Source organism: Ruegeria sp. AE3 (assembly GCF_056542225.1).
On the sequence record NZ_JBQFZL010000010.1, the window covers coordinates 18,096 to 40,951 of the forward strand.

Sequence of the window (22,856 nt, forward strand, 5' to 3'; positions counted from 1 at the left end):
CATGTCCGCCTGGCAGGCCGATATCCTGATGTATCATTCGATCTCGGATGCGCCGGGGCCAACCTCGATCGCGCCCGACATCTTTGCGGCACAGATGCAGGCGCTGGCCGCGTCCGGCTTGCCGGTGGTCACACCGGACGCGCTGGCCAACCCGCCTGCCCGCCGCGTGGTCATCATCAGTTTCGATGACGGGTTTGAAGATTTCGCCGATACCGCCTGGCCGATCCTGCGCGATCACGGCTTCTGCCCGATCGTCTATCTGCCCTCGGGGCTGATGGGCGGCAGCGACAGCTGGGCCGGAGGCAATATCCCTGCCCGCCCGCTGATGGGCTGGGACAGGGTCGAGGCGCTGGCAGCTGAAGGGGTCTGTTTTGGCGCGCATAGTGTCACTCATCCCGATCTCACCACGCTGGATGCACTCATGCTGGAAGAGGAAGTCAGCGGATCAGGGCAGGACATTGCCGCCCGGCTTGGCCAGCCCATCCGACATTTCGCGCCGCCATATGGCGCGTCGAACTCTAGCGTTCTCAGACAGGTCGCGCAGCATTACGACACCTCGGTCGGCACAAGGCTGGGCGTGGCCAAAGCGGGGGATGATATGCACGACCTGCCCCGGCTCGAGATGTTCTATTTCAACAACATCGCCCGCTGGAAGGCACATCTTGCCGGGCGCGGCGGGCCCTATCTGACGGCCCGCAAAATGATGCGCGGCATCCGTGCGATGGTGCGGGGAAAATCGTGGTAAAGTTGGTTCTTACACAGTGACTGGTACAAACAAATGCATATTCTGATTACCGGCGGCGCCGGGTTTATAGGCTCCCATTTAACGGAACGGCTGATCGGTGAAGGGCATCGGGTCACGATCCTTGACGATCTGTCGACCGGGCTGATGTCCAATCTGGCTTCTGTCGCGGATCATCCGGGCTTCACTTTTGTCAAAGGCAGTATTCTTGACCGGAGGCTGGTCGCCGAACTGGTCGATCCGGCGGATGTGGTGTTCCACCTGGCGGCGGCCGTCGGGGTCAAGCTGATCATGGACGAACCCAGCCGGTCGATCCTGACCAATGTGGCGGGGACAGAGAACGTGCTGGATGCCGCGCTGGTGAACAAGACGCATACGTTCATCGCCTCCAGCTCCGAGGTTTATGGCAAAAGCACCAATTTCCCCTTTCAGGAAGAAGGCGATCTGACCATCGGCGCCACCCGCAATTTGCGCTGGTCCTATGCCTGCGCCAAGACACTGGACGAGTTTCTGGCACTGGCCCACGCGCGTGAATCCGACCTGCCGGTCACGGTGCTGCGGTTCTTCAACACCACCGGTCCGCGTCAGACCGGGCGCTATGGGATGGTGCTACCGAATTTCGTCAAGTCGGCACTGGAAGGCGCGCCGCTGATGGTCCACGGCACTGGTGAACAATCACGCTGTTTCGGCCATGTCGCCGATGTGGTCGAGGCCATGTGCCGTCTGATGACCCTGCCCGAGGCGCGCGGCGACGTCTTCAATGTCGGCACCGATCAGGAGGTCACGATCCGCGAGCTGGCCGAACAGGTCATCCGAACGACCGGCTCTGCCTCGGAAATTCAATGTGTTCCTTACGACACGGTCTATCCCGAAGGCTTCGAAGATATGCAGCGCCGCCTGCCCGATGTTTCGAAACTGCAGCGTGCCACCGGGTTCCGCCCGATGCGAACGCTGCAGCAGATCATCGATGACATCGTCGCCGAGATGAAGCGCCCGGTTCCCGCATGAGGCCGCCTGCCCCGGCACAGACGGGCCCAACCTCGTGACCGATCTGGTCATCGGATCGGGGCCATCGGGGGTGTCCGTGGCCAAGGCCCTATTGGCGCGGGGGCGACAGGTTTTGATGCTGGATGGAGGGCGCAGACTGGAAGACTCGGCACAGTCCCGCCGTGACAGGCTGGCCGCGACGGGTCCCGAAAGCTGGTCCGCCGATGATGTAAAAGCCTGGCAAACTCCTCAGTTCGACACGCCGCCCGGACAGGTGCGCCGGTTCGGATCGGATTTTGCCATGGTGCCGGGAGCGGAAACGCTGGTATCGCCTGACCGGATCGGATTGCGCGCCTCACACGCCATAGGTGGGCTGTCCAATCTCTGGGGCTCGGCCGTTTTGCCCAACCGCGCCGAAGATATCGCCGACTGGCCGATCGGAATTGACGATCTGTCACCGCATTACCGCGCGGTTGCGGAATTCCTTCCCATCAGCGGTCGGGTGGACGCATTGCAGACTCTGTTCCCCACCCTTTCCATGCAGGATCGCGCCCCTCTGACCCCATCGCCGCAAGCCGAACGGATGCTGACGCATCTGGATCGCCAAGCAGCGAGGCTTGCGAAACTGGGGGCCCATGCCGGGGCTGCACGGCTGGCCGTTGAACCCGGTTGCCAATATTGCGGCCAGTGCCTGCATGGCTGTCCTTGGGGTCTGATTTATGCGTCCGGGCAAACGCTTGACGTCCTGCGTCACAATCCGGATTTCCGCTATCGCACCGGTCTTGTTCGCCAGTTTGATGAACGCCCGGGTCATGTCACGGTAACGCTGGAGGACGGCGAAACCCTGCAAGCCGACCGTATCTTTGTCGCCGCCGGGGTTCTGGAAACCGCGCGTCTGATGCTGGCGTCATCTCCGGACTCCGCAGCCCGCTTGCAACTACAGGACAGTCAGCATTTCTTTCTGCCCAGCCTGCACCACTGGCGCGCGCCGCGTCGCCCGGACCGAAGGCCCTATCACACCTTGCCGCAGATTTTCATTGAACTGGATGACCCCGCAGTCTCACCGCATCTGGTCCACGCACAGGTCTATACCTGGAACGAGTTCTATGCCCATGATCTGATCAATACTTATGGCTCGAAACTGCCCGGATCGGCCCCGGTATGGAGGCTGCTGGCGCAACGGTTGGTCGTGGCGCAGGCGTTTCTGCATTCTGCTCACTCCGCCCGGATCGATCTGACGATGGCCGCAGACGGGCTGCTGACCCCGACCGTGCAAGGTAATGACGAAACCGAACAGGTCATGGCGCGCGCCACGGCACGCATAGGGCAGGTCCTGAAGCTAGCAGGGCTTGTGCCGCTAAGTTTCGCCCGTCGCCCCGGCGATGTGGGATCCAGCTTTCACGTGGGCGGCTCGGTTCCCATGACTAAAACGCCTGGTGCGGGGCAGTCGGATATTTTGGGGCGGCCGAAAGGGCTGTCACGGGTACATCTGGTCGATGCCTCATGCCTGCCAAGCATCCCGGCCACAACCATCACTTTCTCGGTCATGGCCAACGCCCACCGGATCGGAATGCTGGCCCCTTAATCCATCTCTCGAACAAGACGAAAGGCATGTCCATATCCACGATTGTAGTGATGTGGTCCGACGCGAAACCCAGATCGGCTCTGCCAATCTTGTGAATACGAACCTCCACCACGCATTGCCCGGAATTCACATTCGTCCTGCACATATGCAGAGCCATCGATTTTCACCGGGTCATGATGAGATTCATAACAATCCTCGACCCATTCGAAGCCGTTGCCGTGCATGTCATAAAGCCCGAAATCATTGGGCGGATGCAGGCCCACTGGCGCCATCGTGCGCTCGGGCCATATGGAAGAGCAATTGATGCAAACAGCATTGTTCTTCCCCACCTCGTCACCCCATGGAAACCGCGTCACGGATCCGGCCCTGGCGGCGTATTCCCACTCCGCATCTGTTGGCAAACGGTAGATGTGCCCTGTCTTGGCGCTCAGATATTCGGCGTAAGCTTTTGCATCGCTCCATTCAGTCGGCGTCATGGGTTGGTCCTCGCGATAGCCTGCCTCTGGTTCAGGAAAATACGGCGCGCGCCCGGTGATCGCGAACCAGTCGGGATCTTCCTGTGCCTGTTTCCATTGTCCAAACGTGATTTCATAGCGAGAAAACGCCAATGATCGCGGAATTCGAACCAGACGTCTTGGACCTTCCCGATTGGCATGTTTCAGCTGGTTCCGAAGAGGTTTGTAAATAAACAGATGCGCGTATCGCCCCTTTTCAAAAATCGGAGAACCGAGCAGAAAGTAGCCTGGCGGAATCTCGACCAGTTCCGGGCATTCCGCACAATCCCGGAAAACACGGCCGGGCGTAACCAGATGATATCCGGGCTGACGCAGTGGCAGAAACTGGGCCACTACAAAAAGCGCAGCGTGCTGCAGGCGTGACAATTCGGGTTCAGGCAGTTGTTCATGCTCTTCCGTCGCGCGCATGGTGAACTCAAGATCCCGCAGCGCCGTGTTCGCTTTCACGAACAATAAAAGGAACACGATCAACAACACGAAGACTACCAACACCCCCGACAACATGATCCAAAACAGTCGTAGCACCCATCGGAGCATTCTTCCGACAAGGGAGCCCTTTTCTGGTCTGGTCGAAGTTCTACCGAACACCATCTGAAATTCCCTCTTGCTTGCCCTGAATCCCGCTGGGCATTTGGTTCGTGGACCCATGCTCAAACGCCCCGGCCTCCAGTGCCTTGGTCAATGCGCGGTCGCCTTTCTCACACGCCGCGCGGGCCAATGCCGCTCCATACGCCTCAAGCACCCGGGTTTCGTGCCAGATATCCACAAACGCCTTGCGCGCAGCGGTCCCCTGCCCTGCGCGTCGGTCGGGTTGGTGTTGCAGATCGCGCATCGCTGCAATCAGATCATCCTCGGTCTCGAACAGCGACCCGCCCCCGGCCCGCTCAACGATCTCGGGGAACGGGCCCAGCCGCCGGGCGATCACCGGCGTGCCCAACCGGAAGCTTTCGATCAGGATGATGCCGAAGGTCTCATAACAGACCGACGGTACGATCAGCCCCAGCGCGCCGCGGTAATAGGCGTTCAACTCGTCAGGCGCCTTGCGGCCCAGGAATCTGATCCGGTCATTGCCTGCGGCCTGTGCCTTCAGCTCATCCGCGTAATCGCCATCGCCGAGGATCAGCAGATCGGCATCCGGGTAACGATCAAAGGCCGGGAACACATCCTGCAACCCTTTGATCTTTTCCAGCCGCCCGACAAACAGGAAATAGGGGCGGTCATGCGCCGCCGGCTCCGGCAAAGCGTCCTGGTCCAGATCGGGCAGGAAATAGGGCAGCACCTGCATCTCCTGCCGCAGGCCGAACTCGCGATGTTTGGCCCGGCTGAATTCGCTTTTGGCGATGATCAGGTCCATGTGATCCAATGCCCGGTCCAGCGCACCGGTATAGCGCCACAGCTGAGGCGGGCGTTTGTAGTTCAGCACGCAGCGCAGGCACTGGCGGTCATCGCACAGCTCGCGCCCGTGCCGCCACAGCACATGCGTGGGGCAGACCAGCCAGTGCTCATGCGCCTCATAGATCTTCAGCCCCTCGCCCATTGGCAACAGGCCGGGCCCACCGATCAGCGAGGTGTTGTTGTGCCAGATGATATCCGGTTTCCGCTCGGCCAGTATCTCGCGGATGCGGGCGGCATGGACAACCGGGCGGCCAAGCTGCTGGGTCAGCAGGTTCGACATCATGCCATTGCGACTGCGCAACCCGATCCGCCGGACCCCGTCCGGGTCGCCCTCGGGCTGTGGTTTGCCGCCAAGGATCAGATAGCTGTCCTCATCATGCACCACCGTCACGTCATGCCCCCGCGCCACCAGCGCCCGGGCCATGCGCTGAATACCCACGGCATCGCCGCCGAAGGAGTATGGCGGGTAAAATGTGGTGAACATCAGAATGCGCAAAGACTGCATGCGAATTGTACCAGATTACCAATAACTTTCCGGTATCAAACACGATCCTCGTCACAATCGAAAGACACAAGCCACGCAGTTGCCCGGTTCGCGCCCGGTGTTGCGGGCTTGCTGCAAAAATTCATAGGCTGCGGCACGAGTCGACCGTGACATGGGCAAACGCAATGCAGATGATATGGTTGGGAAATAATTCAGAAATTTGGCCAAACCCACTTCAGATGCAGACTGTCCCCCCAAAAGACCCCCTTCATGTAGTCGAAATAGGCACCCAGTTTGGCATGGGCGGCATCACCCGGCATATCCTCGGGCTGAGCGATTGGTTGCAGGCCCGAAACCATCGTATCACCCTTGCGGGCACCGCAGATATCTGGGCGGGTCCTGACCGGCAATCGGGATTTCTGGACCTGCCCACCCGCTATGTCGCAGGCGATGGCGGCAGCATCGCCAACCGGCTGCGCCATACAGCAGTCGCGGCCTGGCGGTTGCGGCGCTGGCTGGCGGACAATACGGTCGATCTGATCCATTGCCATGAATCCGCCCCTGCGCTGGTTGCCAGCCTGGCCCGAACCGGGCGGCGGATTCCGGTTGCCGTCACCTATCACGGGTCCGAACCTGAACGGATCGCTGCATTCGGCCGGATTGCTGCAAAATGCGATCTGGTGATCACGCCCAGCCATCGTTCCGCCGAGGATCTTGCAACGACCGGGAATGTGCCGCGAGGCAAACTGAAAGTGATCGGTTTGGGCGTCTCCCTACCTCCTGACGACAGCGCGGAGGACATCGCCGAATTGCGGGCCAAACTGCTTGGGGATGGCGACCGGCTGATCGTCACGCTGGCCCGCCTGTTGCCGCAGAAAGGGATCGACATCCTGATCGACTGCGTCGCGCGGATGAAAGAAACCCACCCCGGCTATCGCTTCGTGGTCGCCGGAGACGGGCCTGATGAGGCACAATTGCACGCGCTGACGCGGGACAAGGGGCTTGGGAAGCACCTGCAGTTCATTGGTCGCACCGACAAGCCGATCCGGCTGTTGCGCGCGGCGGACCTGTTCCTGCTGACCTCGCGGTGGGAGGCCCTGCCCTTCACCATCGCCGAAGCGTTCCAGGCTGGAACCCCCGCCGTGGCCACCGCCTGTTCCGGCGTGGTGGAACTGATCGACGACAGCGTTGGCGCGGTGGTGCCCATCGGCGACATCGAGGCGATCTGCGCAGCCGTGGCGGATGTCCTGTCAGACGAAGGACGTCGCCAAACCTTGGCCGAGAACGCCCTGAAACGCAGCCGCGAGGACCGGTTCGACCCGGATTGGGTGCACTGCCAGTTCGAAAAGACATATTACGATTTGGCGGGCCGCCAAAGGTGATGCCCGCGTCAGGGACGCTTGGTGATGTAGCCCCAGACCTCGCCCAGCGTCCATGCCGTCGATAGCAGCATGACATAGGGCAACGTCTTGAGGTACCGCATCCCCCGCCCCTTGCTGGCTTGCAGTTTGTAATGGCGTACCCAGAGCAGCGGCGGGATCAGCGGGCCAGCCAGGATCAGCATCAGCCGCTTTGCATTGCTTTGATTGCGCACCCGGATCTCACCGAACAGGCGGCCCCAGTCGAACCGTTCGGGCAGCAATTCCCGAAAGGTTGCCTTGGGCCGGTGATGGTGTACGATCACCTCGTTCGACAGCCACAACTCCTCGCCCTGTTCAATCAGGTGCCAGTGCACGATCGGCTCGTGATAGCGGTCCTTCCACAGGTGCTGGGTCTCATCCAGCGCCTTGCGGCTGTAGGTCAGGTTCACATCCGAGACCCAATCCGCCGGCCCGGTCTCGAAAGGTCGCCCGTAGCGGCCGAAATCGGTAACATAAAAGGCCCAGTTCAGCGGGCTGACCGGCTCCATGCATTCGATCGCGCCGCCAATCACGTTCTTTCCGGTTTCCGCATACAGCCGTACGATGGTGCGCGCCCAGTCGGATTGCGGCAGGCCACGGTCTTCGAGAATACCGATGATGTCGCCCGTGGCCGCGGCCAGCCCGGCCGAGCGGCGGCGATCGTAAAGCTCGTGCTTGCCCGCCTCCGAGGTGATCGGGCGGATCGGGTCGATTACGCCAAGGTCCAGAAACCGAACCTCGGGGTAGTCATCGGCATATTGCGCCACATCCGCGACACTGGCGTCATAGGGAATGATCACGTCCAGTGGCGGCGGATCATCGAAACTACGCACCGCCTCAAGGAAATCCCGCACATAGCTGCCGCCTTGCACGATGGTCAAAACGATGGAAAGGGTCGGATCGCTGCTCATCAGATTTTCATGTCCCCAAGATTTTCCAGAATGACCGGCTGACCGCTGCGCATGCTTTCCGGCACCGCCGCCGCAACCTCGACCGCGCGTAGGCCCGCATGGCCGTCGGCGCAGTTCAGACCGGTTTCACCACGGGTCAGCCGGATGAAATCGGCCAGTTCTTCGCCAAAGGATTGGATTGCGGTCGATTTCCAGGATTTCAATTTCTCGCGCACCATGATTTCCGGGTAGAATTTACGCACCTTCTTGGGCGCACCACCGGGCTTGTCCATGGTGATGACAAGGTTCTGCATCGGCGCATAGGCCCCGCGCACCATACCGCGCGATCCGTAAACCTCGATCACACTATTATAGCCTTTCCAATCGTTCCAGCAGGCCTGATAGATCGCCGGAATGCCGTCAGGGTTCTTGAAGATTGCCACTGCGTTATCCTCGGACCCCGGCACGTTCCAAACGGAGTTGGTGGCCACGCCATAAACGCTGGTGATCTCGCCCAGAATGAAGCGCGCCATGTCGGTCATGTGGATGCCCACATCCCATAAGGCGCCGCCGCCGGAAAACTCGGCCTGATATTCCCAATCATGGGTGAAGTGACCCAGCCCGTCATGCCCCCCATAGACGCGGACATGGTCGATCTCTCCGATCTCGCCCGAGGTTGCGACCTCTTTCACATGAGCGAATGAGGGGTAGTAGCGCATGTTGAACCCGGCCCCCAGGGCCTTGCCCGCCTTTTTCGCCGCCTCAACGATCCGCCTTGCGCCTTCCACGGTCGGGGTCAGTGGCTTTTCGGTCAGCACATGCAGCCCTTTTTCAAAGGCGCGCAGGCATAAGGGTTCGCGCACATGCGCGGGGGTCGATATCACCACCGCATCCATCGGCGTCTCAAAGAACCGGTCGAGATCGGTAAAGGCCGGTGCCCCATCAGCCACGGCCACGGCCCGGTGAAACTCCAGATCCAGAACCGCCGCCAATTTGGCGTCAGGAGACTCGTGAATGTTCTGAACTCGCATCTGGCCGATCTTACCGGCCGCTCCGATCACACCGATCTTCATTCAATTCCTCATTAACAATCGCGGGTGCGCAATTGAGTTACACCCGGCATCTCTAACAACAATTCACCTTCAAGCGGAGTAGCATAGGCTCTGCCTCCACGCTAGGTTTCTGAAAGACAGCACTTGCCGAAACAGCGGAATCGAAGGGGAACCCAAAACCGTGGACGTCGCCGGATCGGAACACCTGAATGGCAAGACCGTCTTCGTGACCGGAGCAACCGGTTTCGTTGGCAAACGGCTTGTTCCGGCCCTGCTGGATACAGGCGCCAGGGTCACCGTTCTGCTGCGCAGCCACCACGGCGCGCGCACGCTTGAGGCGATGGGGGCGCATGTCGTGACCGGGTCGCTTGGCGACAGGGGTGCCATGGAAACTGCCCTGCGCGATCAGGACGTGCTGTTTCATCTGGCCTATGACATGCGCGCACCCGCGGCTGACAATCTCGCCGCATTCGATGCCCTCAGACAAGCAGCTGAGACCGCCGGGATCGGGCGGATCATCCATATCAGCTCGATCGTCGTCTATGACGGCTGGCCGCAGGAGGACCTGACCGAGGACAGCCCGCTAACTCAGGCCGGGGGCACACCATACCGGCAGGCTAAAATGGCGATGGAGCAGGCTCTGATACAGGGAAAGTGCCCGGTGGCGATCCTGCAGCCGACGCTGGTTTATGGCCCCGGAAGCATGCTGTGGACGGATCGGCTGGCCGACTGGATGGCCGCTGGCAGTGCGGTGCTGCCGAAACCCGAAGGGCTGTGCAACGCGGTGTTTGTAGACGATCTGGTTCAGGCCATGTTGCGCGCCGCCGTGCTGGAAAACCTGGAGCGTGAGCGGTTCATCATATCGGGCGCAGATCCCTTTTCCTGGTCGGATTTGCTGATTGGTTATGCTGGTGTCATCGGTCGAGGCAGCGTGCGTCATATGCCCCTTGCATCACTCAAAGACGGGCTGCCACCTGAAGAACCTAGTGAGATGCCCGACACGCCTCCGCTTGCCGCGCGGATCAGTGCTGCCGCACGAACCTGGATTGGTCGGGAAAGGTTCGAAAAGCTGGTACATAAAATAAAGCACTTGCTGCCCAAGCAAAACGAGATGCATCCCGACCGCTATATGCTCGAGCTGTTTGCCACCAAAGGGCGCTGCCGGATCGACCGCGCCCGCGACCGGCTGGGCTATTCCCCCACCCACGACCTGCAGGCCGGGTTGGCCGCCACCCGCGCTTATTTGCAAGCCCGCTATGGAAAATAGCGAGGCCAAAAACAAAATTATCCAATAATTTCAGGGACGACGACATTTGATTAATATAGCCGTTGACGCAACGCCATGGGAAAATGAACGCGGCTTTGGCCGGTTCACCCGCAATCTGATCGCCGCGCTGGCCGCCCGCGATACCGGTTTCCATTATACGCTTCTGTTCGATCAGGAGCCGACGCGGCCAGTACCGGACGGGGTCGAAACCCTTGTTGCGGGATCTGATCTCTCAATGTCCGAGGCCTCTTCGGGCGCCAAAGCCCGAGGCGGGGCCGATCTGCTAACAATGGCCAAGGCGGCCCGGCGCATCAATTGCGATGTCTTCTTTTACCCGGCGGTATATTCCTATTTTCCCCTGCCCGCCCGGCGCCCAATGGTGGTGTGTTATCACGACACAATCCCCGAACGGTTTCCCGATCTGATCTTTCCCAAACGCCTGAATTTCCGGCTGTGGCAGGCCAAATGCTGGCTGGCCAAGATGCAGGCAACGCGGGTGATGACGATCTCGGAGGCCTCGGCAAACGACCTGACGCGTATCCTGAACATTCCCCGTAACCGGATCGACACGATTACCGAAGGGGCCGAAGCCATTTTCCGACCGATTGACGATAATTCGGCTCTAACGAAGGTCAGGCAAACCTATGGCATCCCATCTGATGCCCCGCTGCTGGTCTATGTGGGCGGCTTCAACCGGCACAAGAATGTGTTGCGGCTGATCGAGGCGATGCCTGAAATCCTGGCGCGTGTGCCAAATGCACGCCTGGCCATTGTCGGGCGCACCACCGGCGCGCGGTTCTGGGACAATGTCGAAGACCTCAAGGCCAGCGCTGCCGCCGATGCGGCTCGGTCCGAGAGCATCATCTTCACCGGTGAAATCGACGACGAGCAGCTTGCATTGCTTCTCAACACAGCCGATGCGCTGGTCTTCCCCTCGCTTTGGGAGGGGTTCGGTCTGCCCGCGCTTGAGGCGATGTCCTGCGGTACCCCCGTTTTATCTTCGGATTGCGGCAGCCTGCCCGAGGTGGTGGGCAATGGCGGGCTGTATTTCGACCCCCTGTCCAGTCAAGCGCTGGCAGATCAGGCCGTCCGGCTGCTGACCGAACCGGGCCTGCGAAACGATCTTTCGCAAAAGGCGCTGGCGCAGGCTTCACGGTTCAGTTGGGACAAGGGCGCGGAACTGGCCGAGGCGTCGTTTCGGCAAGCATTACGCCCGAAATGACAAGAATTTTCCTGACTTGGATTTATAAATAATACCCTCAACAATACCGCAAATGACCAAAAATTGAGGCGCTTTGGGAAACACGGTACTGCAGTCTCGGACCGAGCTGACAAATATATTGGATTCGCCTCCGTTCCGCCCTATCCGTGGAGGAGCCTGGGTTTCCGGCAGCTGCACCGCGAATTGATTTCAGTCTGACTTTGTACGATCAGGATAAATTATGAACTACGAAACCTCGCATCATCTTTCCCTCAAGCAGCTTATCGCGGCGCGCGATGCGCGGGTTGCTGTGGTTGGGCTGGGCTATGTCGGGCTGCCGCTGGCGCTGACCGCCTATGATGAGGGGTTCGATACCACCGGCGTTGATCTCAACCCTGACCGGGTGGCACGGATCAATCAGGGCGATCAGGTCATATCGTATCTGGCGTCAGACCGGATCGCACAAGCGGTAGACAGCGGCAGGTTCCGCGCAACGCAAGACGCCGCGGCACTGGCCGAGGCCGATATCATCCTGATCTGCGTGCCGACCCCGCTGACCGATGCACAAGACCCGGACATGCGCTTTGTCGCCGCCGCCGCCGAAACCATCGCGCAGCATCTGCGCCCCGGTCAGATGGTGGTGCTGGAAAGCAGCGTCTGGCCCGGCGCCACCACCACACTGGTTCAGCCGATCCTTGAGGCGGGCGGTCTGCGCGCGGGCAGTGATTTCTTCCTGGCGTTTTCGCCCGAGCGCGAAGACCCCGGCAATGACAAGTTTAACACGCACAGCATCCCGAAGGTGGTGGGTGCCGACGATCCGCTGTCGCGGCAACTGGTCGAGGATTTCTACCGCGCCATCGTCACCAGCGCCGTCCCGGTCAGCTCGGCCGCTACCGCTGAGGCGGTGAAGCTGGTCGAAAACAGCTTTCGCACCGTCAATATCGCGCTGGTCAACGAGTTGAAAACCGCGCTTGAAGCAATGGACGTGGATGTCTGGGAAGTGATCGAGGCTGCGGCGACCAAGCCGTTTGGCTTCATGCCCTTCTATCCCGGTCCCGGAATTGGTGGGGCCTGCATCCCGGTGTCTCCGGCCTATCTGGCCTGGCGCGCCGCGGATGCAGGATCTGATACGCCGATCATCAATCTGGCCCGCTCCAGCAACGACGCCGTGCCCTCCATGCTGGCGGCACGGATGGCCGCCGAACTGGCGGCGCGTAACGGCTCGGCCATCGCCGAGACCGGGCAGCCCCTGACCGGTCAGCGCATCCTGCTGATGGGCATCGCCTATAAGCGCGATGTTGAAGACACCCGCCGCAGCCCGGCGCTGGTGCTGCTGGACGAGTTGGAGAATCTGGGGGCCGAAGTGGACTATCACGACCCGTATTTCCCCCGCCTGCCCGAAGGTGGCGAATACCCGCAGCTTGCGGGTCGCACATCCCAGCCGCTGACTGCGGAAAACCTGAAGCGCTATGCGGCGGTAGCCGTGATCACCGATCACAGCGCCCCGGATTACGGTCTGGTCGCGCGCGAGGCGGCACTGGTTTTTGATACGCGCAATGTTTTTGAAAAAACAGGGATCAGAGTGACGGGGGGCAGGCTCGTTAAGCTCTGAATATGTAAACCTTGCTCAACACATCTAGCATATCCAGAACAGAAGAAGATTAAAGAAATTACTTACTTTTAATGATGTAACTGTCGGAAGTAGAATTCCAGTAATGAGTGAAAAGCCCGAGAAAATTTTTGTTGATCTGGACGGGACGCTGATCAGAACTGATCTTTTTGTCGAGGCGATCCTCCAGTTCCTGAAAAGCAATCCGCTGAATATCTTCTCCGTCATCCTGTGGCTGTTCAAAGGTATTCCCTACGCCAAAGAACGGATCGCGCAAGCAGTCAGTCTTGAGGCCGAGGCGCTTCCGTTTGAGACCTCACTTCTTGAATATCTAAAACAGCAGAAAACAGATGGCAGGCAATTGGTGCTTGCGACAGCCTCGCATCGGAAATACGCCGATGAGGTAGCCACGCATCTGGGGATATTCGACTCTGTTCTGGCAACGGACGCCAATCATAATCTGAAAGGGTCCAACAAACTGGCCGCCATACGCGGTGCAGCCGGCAATGAGACCTTTGCGTATGCCGGAGACAGCAAAGCTGACAGCCCGATTTGGGCTGCCTCTGCATCGGGCATATTCGTCAATGCGCCGAGTTCTGACGTGGCGGCGGCCCAGGCTGCGGGCACGGCCGAGAAAATCATCACTTCGCGTCCGCCGCTTTGGCGGGCCTTTGTAAAGTCCATGCGGCCGCATCAATACGCAAAGAACGCCCTAATTTTCGCGCCTATCTTTACCTCACAGCAGTATCTGCCTTTCTCATCGGTTCTTGCGTCGTTACTGGCCTTTATCTGCTTCAGCCTCTGCGCATCGGGAGTGTATTTCCTGAACGATCTAGTTGATCTGGCCGCTGACCGCCAGCACAGCAGCAAACGCTACCGCCCGCTGCCATCCGGCGATTTGTCCCTGCGTGCAGGCGTTGTCGGAGCCATTGCCCTACCCTTTACCGCCTTTGCCCTGACATTGGCCTTCCTGCCGCCTGTCTTTGCGGTTGTGCTGATCGCCTATCTGATCGCCACCATGGCCTATTCATTCTGGCTCAAGCAGATCGCAACAGCGGATGTCATGGTGCTGGCCTCGCTTTACACACTGCGCGTCATTGCCGGGTCTGCGGCCACCGGCATCGTCCTGTCGTCCTGGTTTCTGGCGTTCTCGATGTTCGTCTTTGTCAGCCTCGGCTATCTGAAGCGCTATATCGAGGTGGCGGCAGCGCCGGAAGAAGACGGCAATGTCCATGGCCGGGATTATTCATATGCCGACAGCGAAACCATGTTCAGCCTGGGCGTTGCCAATATCACCGCAGCTGTCGTCATTCTGGCGCTTTATATAAACAGCCCCGAGGTGAAAGAGATTTACCGGACACCTGAAATCCTGTGGCTGCTATGCCTGCTGCTGCTCTATTGGGGGAACCGCATCTGGGTTGGTGCCCGGCGCGGGCGGGTTGCGGACGATCCGGTTCTGTACGCCCTGCGCGACAGAATAAGCCTCATGATCGGTACGGCCTTTGTACTGGTCACTCTGGCTGCCAAGTATCTGGTCTTTTGATCCAGGGCCCGGCACACGAAGGAGAACACATATGTCGCTATACTGGTCTGCCTTGTTGTTTGCGGTCTGCGCGAACATTTGCACCAACGTCTCGTTCAAGCTGGCCGTGCAACAGCTTTCTGGACCTTTCGACGTTCGCGCCCTTGTGGCCTCGCCCTGGGCATGGGCCGGTCTGTTCAGCGGTTTACTGCTGCTGAGCAGCTTCATCGTCGCCATCCGCGGCCTTGAGCTGAGTATCGCCTACCCCGCCGTCACGGGCCTTGCGATGGTGGGTATTCTGATCGTTGGTTACTTTCTGTTCTCAGAAACCCTGAACCTGCAGAAAATAGCGGGCATCGGGCTTGTTATCGCCGGTGTCTTCGTCCTGTCTCAGGTCAAACAGGTCTGATCAGAAAAGTTTATCATACGTCACCGTGCACAGGCGGAGATTTGCACGTTTCGGGGGCCTGTTCGATCACGCATTGCTCGTGTAACGATTTTACGAAACAATTCCCGCAGGCATTCTGATGCCTCACTAATACGTAGTTTCGAGCGAGTAATGGGGCAGTTCCTCGTCGGATATCCAATAACCAACTTTTAACCCCTAGTGGTTCAAAGTTTTGCCATGATTCCGTGCCGGAATTGTAAGTGGGTACTTGCCCATGGCATGGCTGTCGCCCACTTGGGATCGCGCTAAAGCCAAGGCCATAACTTGGAGGGCTTGGGAGAATGCTGGGAATTATTGGTTTAGCTGTCGTTTTCGGCCTCGGTGCCAGTGGGCTGGCTTTGTTCTCCGGCTATTCCATCCTGATGGCATTGGGACTCTACGCGCTGACCGGCTGGCTGATTATAGCTGCGGCCGTCCTCGCGATCTGCACCGTCCGGTCGCTGAAGACTCGCACTCAGAAACAGGGCCACGTCTACACAGGCTGATCTGTCAGTCCCGCCCGGCGACCCTCTTGGCCACATAGCCCAGAAACGCCCGCTGCGGGTTTCTGATCTGCGGGCGGCCGGACGCGGCCCAATAGGCCAGCCAGTCCGCTTCCAGCGCATAGACATCGCGGCCCGGTGCCATTGCCCTGGCTTCCTCCAGTGCCTGTGACGGCAGGATCGGTTTGTCCGGTCCCTCGACCACCTGGTCACGGCGCGAAAAGCGGATCAGGTCGCCGGGCTCTTCGATCATCTCGTAATCGGGCAGGTGATCGGCTGCGATCATGTCGCGGATCATTTTGCGGAACACCCGCCGGGGCGAGGCCGAGCCCGATTTCTTCAGCAGCACCTCGACCGAGATCCGCCACTCGGGCTGGCGACCGCAATGCTTGCGGGCCAGCTCATAGATGCGCCGCTCGAGCGGTTTGCGCAGGCGAAAGTAGTCGCGGCTGAGGGTCAGAACGGATTTCGCCAGCACCGCGCGAAACAACCAGTCCGACAGCTTCACACTGACGCTGACCATCCGGCCCGCCCGGGTGTGGCGAACGATTTCCCAGCTTTCGATCAGGCCAAACCCGGTGGTGGTTTCCTTCTCGCCGGTGACAATGTTGGTGGTGATCCGAGTGCCTGCCAGCCGCTCGAACGCTTCGCGCAGGCGCTTGTAGCCATCGCCGCTGGTTTCGCGGTTGGTGGCCACCAGCAGATCATGCGCCTTCAGATGCAGCACCCGGCTGACCGTCCGACCCGCATTGATCGCTGCCATCAGCTGGCTGATGCAAAAGATCAGGATGTCCTTGTCGTGGATCGTCGCCAGCCCCCGCACCGAGGGCGTCACCGTGATCTCGACCCCGTTATGCTCGTAATTGAGGATCCGGCGATCCGGTCGGGTCGAGAGCGAAAACATCGGATGCTCCATCGAGCCCATATCTGTCTTGGGCAGCGCATCGAAGATATCGCATACAAAAAAATCACCCGTTGGGTGCCGGTCGGGCAACAACGCCCCTGACCCGCTCATACTGCCCTGCCCATATGTCCTGCCCGAATCTTTGTTCGTGGTTTTATTGACGCCTACCGTAGAGTTATCCACAGGACGCGTAAAGCCGCCTGAACGTGGGATCAGAGTCACTGCAACGTGGGATCAGAGTCGCCTGAACGTGGGATCAGATTCACTATGGGTGCTTGAGAATACAAAAAACCTATTTTTTTCTTATACTTAAGAATATCAGGATTTCGCCGTAACTAATAAAATAACAGGATTCTAACTAGATATTTTTTTGCCTGACACTCAAAACCAGCGTTTCAATCGATAGTTACCTCTTATTATTGCTTAGAAAATCCGGTTTTGTGCTCATTATGCTTCCGCATGCTTCGTTTTGTGGTATATTGAGCAAAACATAGCACATAGGCAGGTTTTCAATGCGAGCAGCGACCTCCGAGGGGCTTCCCCCGTATTTCAATATCGATCCGGATCTGGCTTATGCTGAACTTGGTAATCCGACCGGCACGGGTGACTTTTCACAAATCGCGGATGCCTGTGCACGGGGTCGCAGCGATCTGGCAAACCGGGGACTGGAAGAGAACGGTCAGAAAAAGCTGCGCCTGTTTTCAACTTGGGAAATCACCAAATACCTGATCCCTGTTGCACCCGCCCATTTTCGCCGTGTGCTGAAGGGCAACCCGGATCTGCCGCAGGGACAATCCGAAACCGAAGGCGGGGCCAAGTGGTTCACGCTGGATGAGGTTCTGCGGCTGCGGGCACATTTTGCCTCGGAGGGGTCCAAAGCCAAAGAGTACCGCCCTTACCGGCCCAATGGGCTACCTGCCAAGATCGTTTCGGTCGCCAATTTCAAGGGGGGTGTTGGCAAGACCTCAACCTGCGCGCATCTCGCCATGTCTGCCGCCCTGGATGGTTACAAGGTGCTGGTCATTGATCTGGACAGCCAGGGTTCGATGACGTCGATCTTTGGCGGCAAGGTAACCGATGAATGGCAGACGGTGTTTCCTCTGCTGGCCCGTCACTACGCCACCCATCTGCGCCGTGACAATCAGGGACGGCTTGATCGGGGTGAGGCACCGCATCCGATCGACGACACCTTGTCCGAAGCGCTGAAGGTCCGCAGCAGCGATCTGATCCAGACCACGCATTGGCCGAATATCGACCTGATCGGCGCGCAGCTGAACCTGTACTGGGCCGAGTTCCAGATCCCCGTCTGGCGAATGCAGGGCCGCAGCTGGAAGCTGTGGGACGCGCTGACCGATACGCTGGACGAGGATGGGGTGCTGGACGACTATGACATCATCTTCATCGATACCCCCCCTGCCCTTGGCTATCTGACGATCAATGGGCTGGCCGCCTCGGATATCCTTCTGGTGCCCATGGGGGCCTCGTTCCTAGAGTTTGACTCCACCGGGCGCTTCTTTGACATGCTGCATTCCACGTTTCAGTCCATCGAAGATGGTGAGAACATGGCGGCTCGCGCGTTGGGACGACCCGAGATGGCCTTTCAGTGGGACGCAGTGCGCACGATCATCACCCGCTATGACGGCAGCCAGCAGGCGGAGCTGGCCGGGCTGATGCAGGCCTATCTGGGTCGGACTCTGTCGCCACATTGGCAGGGCTACACGGCGCTGATCGGGCAGGCCGGGGAACAGGTCAACGGCATCTACGAGGCCGATTACCGTGATTTCAATCGCGAGACCTATGTGCGCGGGCGGGAAACCTTTGATGCCACCTATGCCTCGTTCAAGAAGCTGCTGATTGGTGTCTGGCGAGGTGAGGAACTGGCCCAGCAGGCCGAAGCGGCGGGAACGCCGGAACTGGCGCTAAGGTGATCATGTTTCGCGCGCGAAACACATCAGTGGTGCCCGAAACAGGGTCTGATCTGCGCTGGAAAAGGAGAAAGTGATGGCAAAACGCAAACGGTTGACCCCTGCCCGGCCGGATTATCTGGAAGACACCCGCCCTGCCCCCGGGTTGAACCCCATGTTCCCTGCGGATACGCCCCGCGCTGCGCCTCCGGTTGCACAGGTGGCCGGAGCCACAGCGGCTCAGGCGGCACTGGAGGAGCTGTCCGGAGAATTGCGTGCCGCCCGTGCCGAAGGTCGGCTGGTGCAGGACCTGCCGCTGGATTCCATCGAGGAAACCTATCTGGTGCGCGACCGGCTGGCGGCTGATGACGCGGATATGGAGGCGTTGAAGGAAAGCCTGAAGGCGCGCGGGCAGCAAACACCGATTGAGGTCGTGGAACTGCCGGAAGGGCGTTATGGGCTGATCTCTGGCTGGCGTCGGATGACTGCACTGCGGGCCTTGGCGCAGAACACGGGCGAGGCACGCTTTGCAACCGTACGTGCCTTTCTCAGGCAACCACAGAGCGCATCTGACGCTTACGTGGCCATGGTCGAGGAAAATGAGATCCGCGTCGGGCTGAGCTATTATGAGCGCGCCCGGATCGTGGCGCGCGCGGCGGAGCAGGGCGTTTACCCGGATGAGGCCAGTGCCTTGCGCGGATTGTTCGCGTCGGCCAGCCGGGCAAAACGATCCAAGATAGGGTCTTTCATCGCGATCTATCACGCGCTGGACGATCACCTGCAGTTTGCTTCGGCCATTCCTGAGCGGTTGGGATTGTCGATTGCGAGGGTATTGAAGGATAATCCAAAGCAGGTAGGGCACCTGATCAAGGCTCTGGATGCTGCCGCAGCCCCCACCTCGGACGCTGAAACTTCGGCTCTAACGCGTGCGATCAGTGCGGCACAGCCAAAGCCAAACAATTCGGAATCTAACGTGCCAACGTCAGAGGAGATCGGGGATATTCGCCTGCAACTCAGCAGCGATGCTTCTAAGCTTACATTGTCGGGCTGCGGCATGTCAGATGAATTTTATGCAGAACTGTGCGAATGGCTTCAATCCCGGACGGCATAAGTTTGGAATCGCGAAACCATGAAGGCGGGTCCGGGTTAATCGCTGACTGTGCCGGAGGCGTGCAGCAAGGCATCTGCATGGGCCTGCAAATCCGATGTAACACGCAGAAACTCGGAAATGTTGTTATAGGCCAGGAATGGGATAGCAATGACCGCGGAAGCCAGGAAAAACGGACGGCCTTTTCCAAGCACCGAAAACCCGGCCAGCAGGAACATCGCCGGGACATAATTCAGTGAGTACAGAAATGTCTCGTCGCCATAGGCCATATGCAGAAGAAACTGGAACAAAATATAAAGTAGCAGTGCCTGAGCGATCGGCGCATTGACGCCAGGTCTACGAATGGTGTTGGTCAGGCCCGCTGCAAGCACGATTGCCCACATCACAAGCCCAACGACGCCTTGCCAGGCAAGCGCGCTGAAAGGTGTCATCTGAACGGACAGTCTCATCCATTCCGGAAAGACCGGGTTTTCAAGAAAAGGCACTTTGGGAATCGCAATCGCGTAGGCGAAAAAGGCCCGGATCTTGTCCCATGGGCCACCAGCATATTCGTGAAGGACAAAGGTCAATTCATGCCCGATGCGGGGGACGAAGAACGAGGAACGCGGAAAGGCGGCCTTTTGAAAAGCAAACACCACCGTCGCAATAGCAAAGCCGTTCACCAGAATTCGAAACGCACTTTTGTAAGAGTTGGCGGCAAGTACGGTCAAAATACCGGCCATCACGTTGGTTGTCGTGATCGAGAAGGCAATCACACTCGACACCGACTGCACAAGCGGGGGAACAACTCCGCGCTGGATGAGTGTTCCGAGAGCCAGTACAATTGTGACCGTCAGGCCGCCAAAAGCGTATACCTCGGGAATGGGCATCCAAAAGATGGTCGAGCCGGTGACTGCGCCTAGAATTGTGAAAACAATCGCATCGATGCGCATCAGTCCAAGCCCGCGAAAGCCACCGAACAGGGCTGCGCCCCACAACCCCGCTGTAACTGACAGCACACTGATTGCTGCAAGTCGCTCAGAAACTCCGAACAGTATCAGCATCTTTGTTGGCGGGTACATTACGATGGCCTGAAGCGGATGAAGATTTGTTCGGGTATTGTCTGCCAGGCGGTCCACCATCATCATTTGTACCCGGATTAGATCTGCCTCGAACCAGACCCAGGCATCTCGCGCAGGATCGATCAATGCCGCAGGGATCTGACAGGCAAGAAACCAACACGCGGTTCCAAGCACAAGGGCGATCACAGCAGCAAAGCTCAGATCGGTCCTGCTGGCGGCAAGCCAAGCCTTGAAACGTCTCTGATTCCTGGAAAGCTTAAGGCGCGCATCGGGAATGTCATGGGCAATTTCGCCTAATACTCGTCGTAACATTTGCAACCTCAAACCCGAAAACAACGCAAAACAATTTTAGTTAGACATCAATCGATCTGAAATCCTATCCCTTAATTTGTCGTCACACCCGAGAACTATTCCGGAAAAAGGTGCCTGTTCATGTTTCGCACGCGAAACATGAACTGATGTCAGCCTGAGCCTGTATATTATTGTGGAGGTTTTTACCGAATACTGCCTGTTGCTCCCTGCCGATCATTCCGAACATCAATATCCAAGGCTTGCAACAGTTTCCCCGTTATTGTCTTGGGGGAATCCAGAAAACCGGTGGCCAAGTCAATTGACGGTTATGAGGCACACGAGAGATAGCATAAATTGTATCGATGAATTCGCCTTCATGCCAAAGATCTAGGCGGGCCTCATAGATGCGAGCCATCCATAATCCATTGTTTTCATCAGACTGAACAAGAGCGGTGAATCTGGGGGTGTCTTTGCTTGAGGTCACCACCTCTGCCTCACCCGTCGCAAGTGCCGATACCGCTGGAGCATTTGCCGCCGGTTGATATGTCACATCCACCAGTTCGATCGAAAGATTGGTTTCGCAAAGGTCGCAAAGATCTAGATACACATCGACTTGCGCTTTGCTGCCTTCGGGACCTGTCAACAGTTCCGGCGAGGCCAGCACCTGACGCATACTATAGTTGAAATTGGATCGCCAAAGATCGACCGGGGATATAAGAAGGCCGACTAAAAGCGCCAAAGTAAGCGGGATGCTAAACCGTCCGGTTTCTGCGATTAAGGCTGCCAGCAAAATTGATCCTGGGATAAGGATCACCGCGACCCAAAGCCAAAGAGGGACGTCCTCTGATCTCGGCACCTCAATTAAAGTGAAGATTCCAAACACGGTTAGGAATAGCGTCAACATGAACCCCAGATGACGGGGAAGAGATAGCTTCAGGGCACCTGTGAGTGCTGTAAGCCATACCAAAACCGCACTTCCCATAAGCAGACCAATAAATGCATTCATTGATTTGTATTCGCCAGCTCCGTCGACGAAATCGCGCCCCAGAATCAACGGATATAGAATTTCCAAAGGGGTGCGGATAAAAAAGGCCAAATATTGAGGGGTAAACCCAAGGCTGCCGACTCTGTTTAGCAGAGTGCCATAATCATCTCGCTGTTGGGACGCGGTGAATAAATTCGTGTAGATATCCGGAAAGATCAAAAGTCCTCCGACCAGAAGCGCTATCCAGGTCGATCTTTTTGTCAGAACCCCAAAGCCCGAGTGAATGATAAGCCAAACGGCCATCGCCAGGATCATCAGCGCGGTGATCTCGTAGGTTAGGAAGGCTAGCCCAGCCCAGAAAGCAGTCAAAACTATATCTTGTTGCCGGGCACCTTCGAGAAAGCGTAGAAAGAACATGATCGAGAGAGTCGAGAAAAACATGTACCATGCCATCTGGATGGCGATGGCTGACATTGAGATATGAAACTCGTTCAGTGCAAGGATGGCCGCAGCAAGAACTCCGGTTAACGGCCCCGCTATTTTCCTGCCAATAATTCCAATAATCGGGATAGTTAGTGTCCCTGCTAAAACGCTTGTCCAGCGCATCCCTATGTGCCCGCCTGGAAATAGAATCGACCCGAGTTTAATAAAATAGGCTACAAGAGCACCGTGTTTCTGGGTGCGAATTGGCAAATTCAGGTTTGCAGGGTCAAAGGAGATTGCAAGAGCTTCGGGAATCCAATCTCTATGTTCATCCCACAAATAGGTTGAATTCATAGCTAGATATATTCGTAAGACGGCTCCCACAAGAGTCAGGAAGATAAGAGATGGGAGGAAAAGCTGGCTAATTCGAATTTGAAAATCAGACGTCATGAGTGTTCCCTGAATAACCAAAGGGGCTGTACTATATAAAACACAAAACGGGATTGGGATCTGGATTCCTTTACCCGGACAGGTTCATCCTATTGGGTTGGTGGCGGGTAAGCCAACAACGATGTTGCGGTTAGGCTTCGCGCAGCAGAGG

General features: G+C 58.2%; 19 protein-coding genes. 12 read left to right on the top strand and 7 right to left on the bottom strand.

Going from position 1 to position 22,856, the window contains the following annotated elements; genetic code table 11:
- Window position 1: 1 nt before the first annotated feature.
- From ACR0NZ_RS15730 to ACR0NZ_RS15740, 3 genes are read left to right on the top strand one after another with little or no spacing between them, the layout of a single operon-like run.
- Window positions 2-745 carry a polysaccharide deacetylase family protein gene (locus tag ACR0NZ_RS15730; protein ID WP_480520186.1) on the top strand — a complete coding sequence of 248 codons (744 nt, stop codon included), beginning with the start codon at window positions 2-4 and terminating at the stop codon, window positions 743-745.
- Between the two features lie 33 nt (window positions 746-778).
- Window positions 779-1,750: an NAD-dependent epimerase/dehydratase family protein gene (locus tag ACR0NZ_RS15735; protein WP_480520188.1), complete on the top strand. Its 972-nt coding sequence runs from the start codon at window positions 779-781 to the stop codon at window positions 1,748-1,750.
- A gap of 34 nt (window positions 1,751-1,784) precedes the next feature.
- Window positions 1,785-3,314, top strand: coding sequence for a GMC oxidoreductase (locus ACR0NZ_RS15740; RefSeq protein ID WP_480520190.1), 1,530 nt, complete (start codon window positions 1,785-1,787; stop codon window positions 3,312-3,314).
- Here ACR0NZ_RS15740 and ACR0NZ_RS15745 read toward each other — a convergent pair.
- Together ACR0NZ_RS15745 and ACR0NZ_RS15750 are read right to left on the bottom strand one after the other, a co-directional pair.
- Window positions 3,311-4,354 carry a formylglycine-generating enzyme family protein gene (locus ACR0NZ_RS15745; protein ID WP_480520192.1) on the bottom strand — a complete coding sequence of 348 codons (1,044 nt, stop codon included), beginning with the start codon at window positions 4,352-4,354 and terminating at the stop codon, window positions 3,311-3,313. The two genes, ACR0NZ_RS15740 and ACR0NZ_RS15745, sit on opposite strands and share 4 nt — an antisense overlap.
- Window positions 4,355-4,406: 52 nt before the next feature.
- Window positions 4,407-5,729 carry a glycosyltransferase family 4 protein gene (locus ACR0NZ_RS15750; RefSeq protein WP_480520194.1) on the bottom strand — a complete coding sequence of 441 codons (1,323 nt, stop codon included), beginning with the start codon at window positions 5,727-5,729 and terminating at the stop codon, window positions 4,407-4,409.
- Window positions 5,730-5,947: 218 nt separating this feature from the next.
- Here ACR0NZ_RS15750 and ACR0NZ_RS15755 point away from each other — a divergent pair, with 218 nt between their 5' ends.
- Window positions 5,948-7,090, top strand: a complete 1,143-nt coding sequence (locus tag ACR0NZ_RS15755; RefSeq protein ID WP_480520196.1) for a glycosyltransferase family 4 protein — start codon at window positions 5,948-5,950, stop codon at window positions 7,088-7,090.
- An 8-nt stretch (window positions 7,091-7,098) separates the two neighbouring features.
- Here ACR0NZ_RS15755 and ACR0NZ_RS15760 read toward each other — a convergent pair whose 3' ends face one another.
- Window positions 7,099-8,019, bottom strand: coding sequence for a glycosyltransferase family 2 protein (locus ACR0NZ_RS15760; protein WP_480520198.1), 921 nt, complete (start codon window positions 8,017-8,019; stop codon window positions 7,099-7,101).
- Window positions 8,019-9,071 carry a Gfo/Idh/MocA family protein gene (locus tag ACR0NZ_RS15765; protein ID WP_480520200.1) on the bottom strand — a complete coding sequence of 351 codons (1,053 nt, stop codon included), beginning with the start codon at window positions 9,069-9,071 and terminating at the stop codon, window positions 8,019-8,021. Before ACR0NZ_RS15765 ends, ACR0NZ_RS15760 begins: the two co-directional genes overlap by 1 nt.
- Window positions 9,072-9,231: 160 nt before the next feature.
- On the opposite strand from ACR0NZ_RS15765, the gene ACR0NZ_RS15770 reads away from it, so the two are divergent.
- The 6 genes from ACR0NZ_RS15770 (at window position 9,232) to ACR0NZ_RS15795 (ending at window position 15,582) form a co-directional block, all read left to right on the top strand.
- On the top strand, window positions 9,232-10,317 hold the full coding sequence (locus ACR0NZ_RS15770) for an NAD-dependent epimerase/dehydratase family protein (RefSeq protein WP_480520202.1): 1,086 nt from the start codon (window positions 9,232-9,234) through the stop codon (window positions 10,315-10,317).
- Window positions 10,318-10,363: 46 nt separating this feature from the next.
- Window positions 10,364-11,539: a glycosyltransferase family 4 protein gene (locus ACR0NZ_RS15775; RefSeq protein WP_480520204.1), complete on the top strand. Its 1,176-nt coding sequence runs from the start codon at window positions 10,364-10,366 to the stop codon at window positions 11,537-11,539.
- Window positions 11,540-11,759: 220 nt separating this feature from the next.
- Window positions 11,760-13,130, top strand: coding sequence for a nucleotide sugar dehydrogenase (locus tag ACR0NZ_RS15780; protein ID WP_480520206.1), 1,371 nt, complete (start codon window positions 11,760-11,762; stop codon window positions 13,128-13,130).
- A gap of 103 nt (window positions 13,131-13,233) precedes the next feature.
- Window positions 13,234-14,670, top strand: a complete 1,437-nt coding sequence (locus ACR0NZ_RS15785; protein WP_480520208.1) for a UbiA family prenyltransferase — start codon at window positions 13,234-13,236, stop codon at window positions 14,668-14,670.
- Between the two features lie 31 nt (window positions 14,671-14,701).
- On the top strand, window positions 14,702-15,058 hold the full coding sequence (locus tag ACR0NZ_RS15790; RefSeq protein WP_480520210.1) for a DMT family transporter: 357 nt from the start codon (window positions 14,702-14,704) through the stop codon (window positions 15,056-15,058).
- Window positions 15,059-15,378: 320 nt separating this feature from the next.
- A complete protein-coding gene (locus ACR0NZ_RS15795) occupies window positions 15,379-15,582 on the top strand; it encodes a hypothetical protein (RefSeq protein WP_480520212.1) in 204 nt (67 codons plus the stop codon).
- Window positions 15,583-15,586: 4 nt separating this feature from the next.
- Here ACR0NZ_RS15795 and ACR0NZ_RS15800 read toward each other — a convergent pair whose 3' ends face one another.
- The gene (locus ACR0NZ_RS15800; protein WP_480520214.1) at window positions 15,587-16,594 is read right to left on the bottom strand and encodes a replication initiator protein A; all 1,008 of its coding nucleotides are present in this window, start codon (window positions 16,592-16,594) and stop codon (window positions 15,587-15,589) included.
- A 401-nt stretch (window positions 16,595-16,995) separates the two neighbouring features.
- On the opposite strand from ACR0NZ_RS15800, the gene ACR0NZ_RS15805 reads away from it, so the two are divergent.
- The gene (locus ACR0NZ_RS15805; RefSeq protein WP_480520216.1) at window positions 16,996-18,411 is read left to right on the top strand and encodes an AAA family ATPase; all 1,416 of its coding nucleotides are present in this window, start codon (window positions 16,996-16,998) and stop codon (window positions 18,409-18,411) included.
- A 73-nt stretch (window positions 18,412-18,484) separates the two neighbouring features.
- Complete coding sequence (locus tag ACR0NZ_RS15810; RefSeq protein ID WP_480520218.1) at window positions 18,485-19,498, top strand: ParB/RepB/Spo0J family partition protein; 1,014 nt, start codon at window positions 18,485-18,487, stop codon at window positions 19,496-19,498.
- Between the two features lie 35 nt (window positions 19,499-19,533).
- On the opposite strand, the gene ACR0NZ_RS15815 is transcribed toward ACR0NZ_RS15810, so the two are convergent.
- Both ACR0NZ_RS15815 and ACR0NZ_RS15820 read right to left on the bottom strand, forming a co-directional pair.
- Window positions 19,534-20,868 (bottom strand): hypothetical protein, encoded by a 1,335-nt coding sequence (locus tag ACR0NZ_RS15815; RefSeq protein ID WP_480520220.1) that lies wholly within the window; start codon window positions 20,866-20,868, stop codon window positions 19,534-19,536.
- Between the two features lie 256 nt (window positions 20,869-21,124).
- On the bottom strand, window positions 21,125-22,705 hold the full coding sequence (locus ACR0NZ_RS15820; RefSeq protein ID WP_480520222.1) for a glycosyltransferase family 39 protein: 1,581 nt from the start codon (window positions 22,703-22,705) through the stop codon (window positions 21,125-21,127).
- Window positions 22,706-22,856: the final 151 nt, after the last annotated feature.

Excerpts from the sequence above, each read along its gene's own strand:
- ACR0NZ_RS15730 (WP_480520186.1), top strand. The coding sequence starts at position 2 with ATGTCCGCCTGGCAGGCCGATATCCTGATGTATCATTCGATCTCGGAT.
- ACR0NZ_RS15735 (WP_480520188.1), top strand. The coding sequence starts at position 779 with ATGCATATTCTGATTACCGGCGGCGCCGGGTTTATAGGCTCCCATTTA.
- ACR0NZ_RS15750 (WP_480520194.1), bottom strand. The coding sequence starts at position 5,729 with ATGCAGTCTTTGCGCATTCTGATGTTCACCACATTTTACCCGCCATAC.
- ACR0NZ_RS15755 (WP_480520196.1), top strand. The coding sequence starts at position 5,948 with ATGCAGACTGTCCCCCCAAAAGACCCCCTTCATGTAGTCGAAATAGGC.
- ACR0NZ_RS15760 (WP_480520198.1), bottom strand. The coding sequence starts at position 8,019 with ATGAGCAGCGATCCGACCCTTTCCATCGTTTTGACCATCGTGCAAGGC.
- ACR0NZ_RS15765 (WP_480520200.1), bottom strand. The coding sequence starts at position 9,071 with ATGAAGATCGGTGTGATCGGAGCGGCCGGTAAGATCGGCCAGATGCGA.
- ACR0NZ_RS15780 (WP_480520206.1), top strand. The coding sequence starts at position 11,760 with ATGAACTACGAAACCTCGCATCATCTTTCCCTCAAGCAGCTTATCGCG.
- ACR0NZ_RS15785 (WP_480520208.1), top strand. The coding sequence starts at position 13,234 with ATGAGTGAAAAGCCCGAGAAAATTTTTGTTGATCTGGACGGGACGCTG.
- ACR0NZ_RS15790 (WP_480520210.1), top strand. The coding sequence starts at position 14,702 with ATGTCGCTATACTGGTCTGCCTTGTTGTTTGCGGTCTGCGCGAACATT.
- ACR0NZ_RS15795 (WP_480520212.1), top strand. The coding sequence starts at position 15,379 with ATGCTGGGAATTATTGGTTTAGCTGTCGTTTTCGGCCTCGGTGCCAGT.
- ACR0NZ_RS15800 (WP_480520214.1), bottom strand. The coding sequence starts at position 16,594 with ATGAGCGGGTCAGGGGCGTTGTTGCCCGACCGGCACCCAACGGGTGAT.
- ACR0NZ_RS15805 (WP_480520216.1), top strand. The coding sequence starts at position 16,996 with ATGCGAGCAGCGACCTCCGAGGGGCTTCCCCCGTATTTCAATATCGAT.
- ACR0NZ_RS15810 (WP_480520218.1), top strand. The coding sequence starts at position 18,485 with ATGGCAAAACGCAAACGGTTGACCCCTGCCCGGCCGGATTATCTGGAA.
- ACR0NZ_RS15815 (WP_480520220.1), bottom strand. The coding sequence starts at position 20,868 with ATGTTACGACGAGTATTAGGCGAAATTGCCCATGACATTCCCGATGCG.
- ACR0NZ_RS15820 (WP_480520222.1), bottom strand. The coding sequence starts at position 22,705 with ATGACGTCTGATTTTCAAATTCGAATTAGCCAGCTTTTCCTCCCATCT.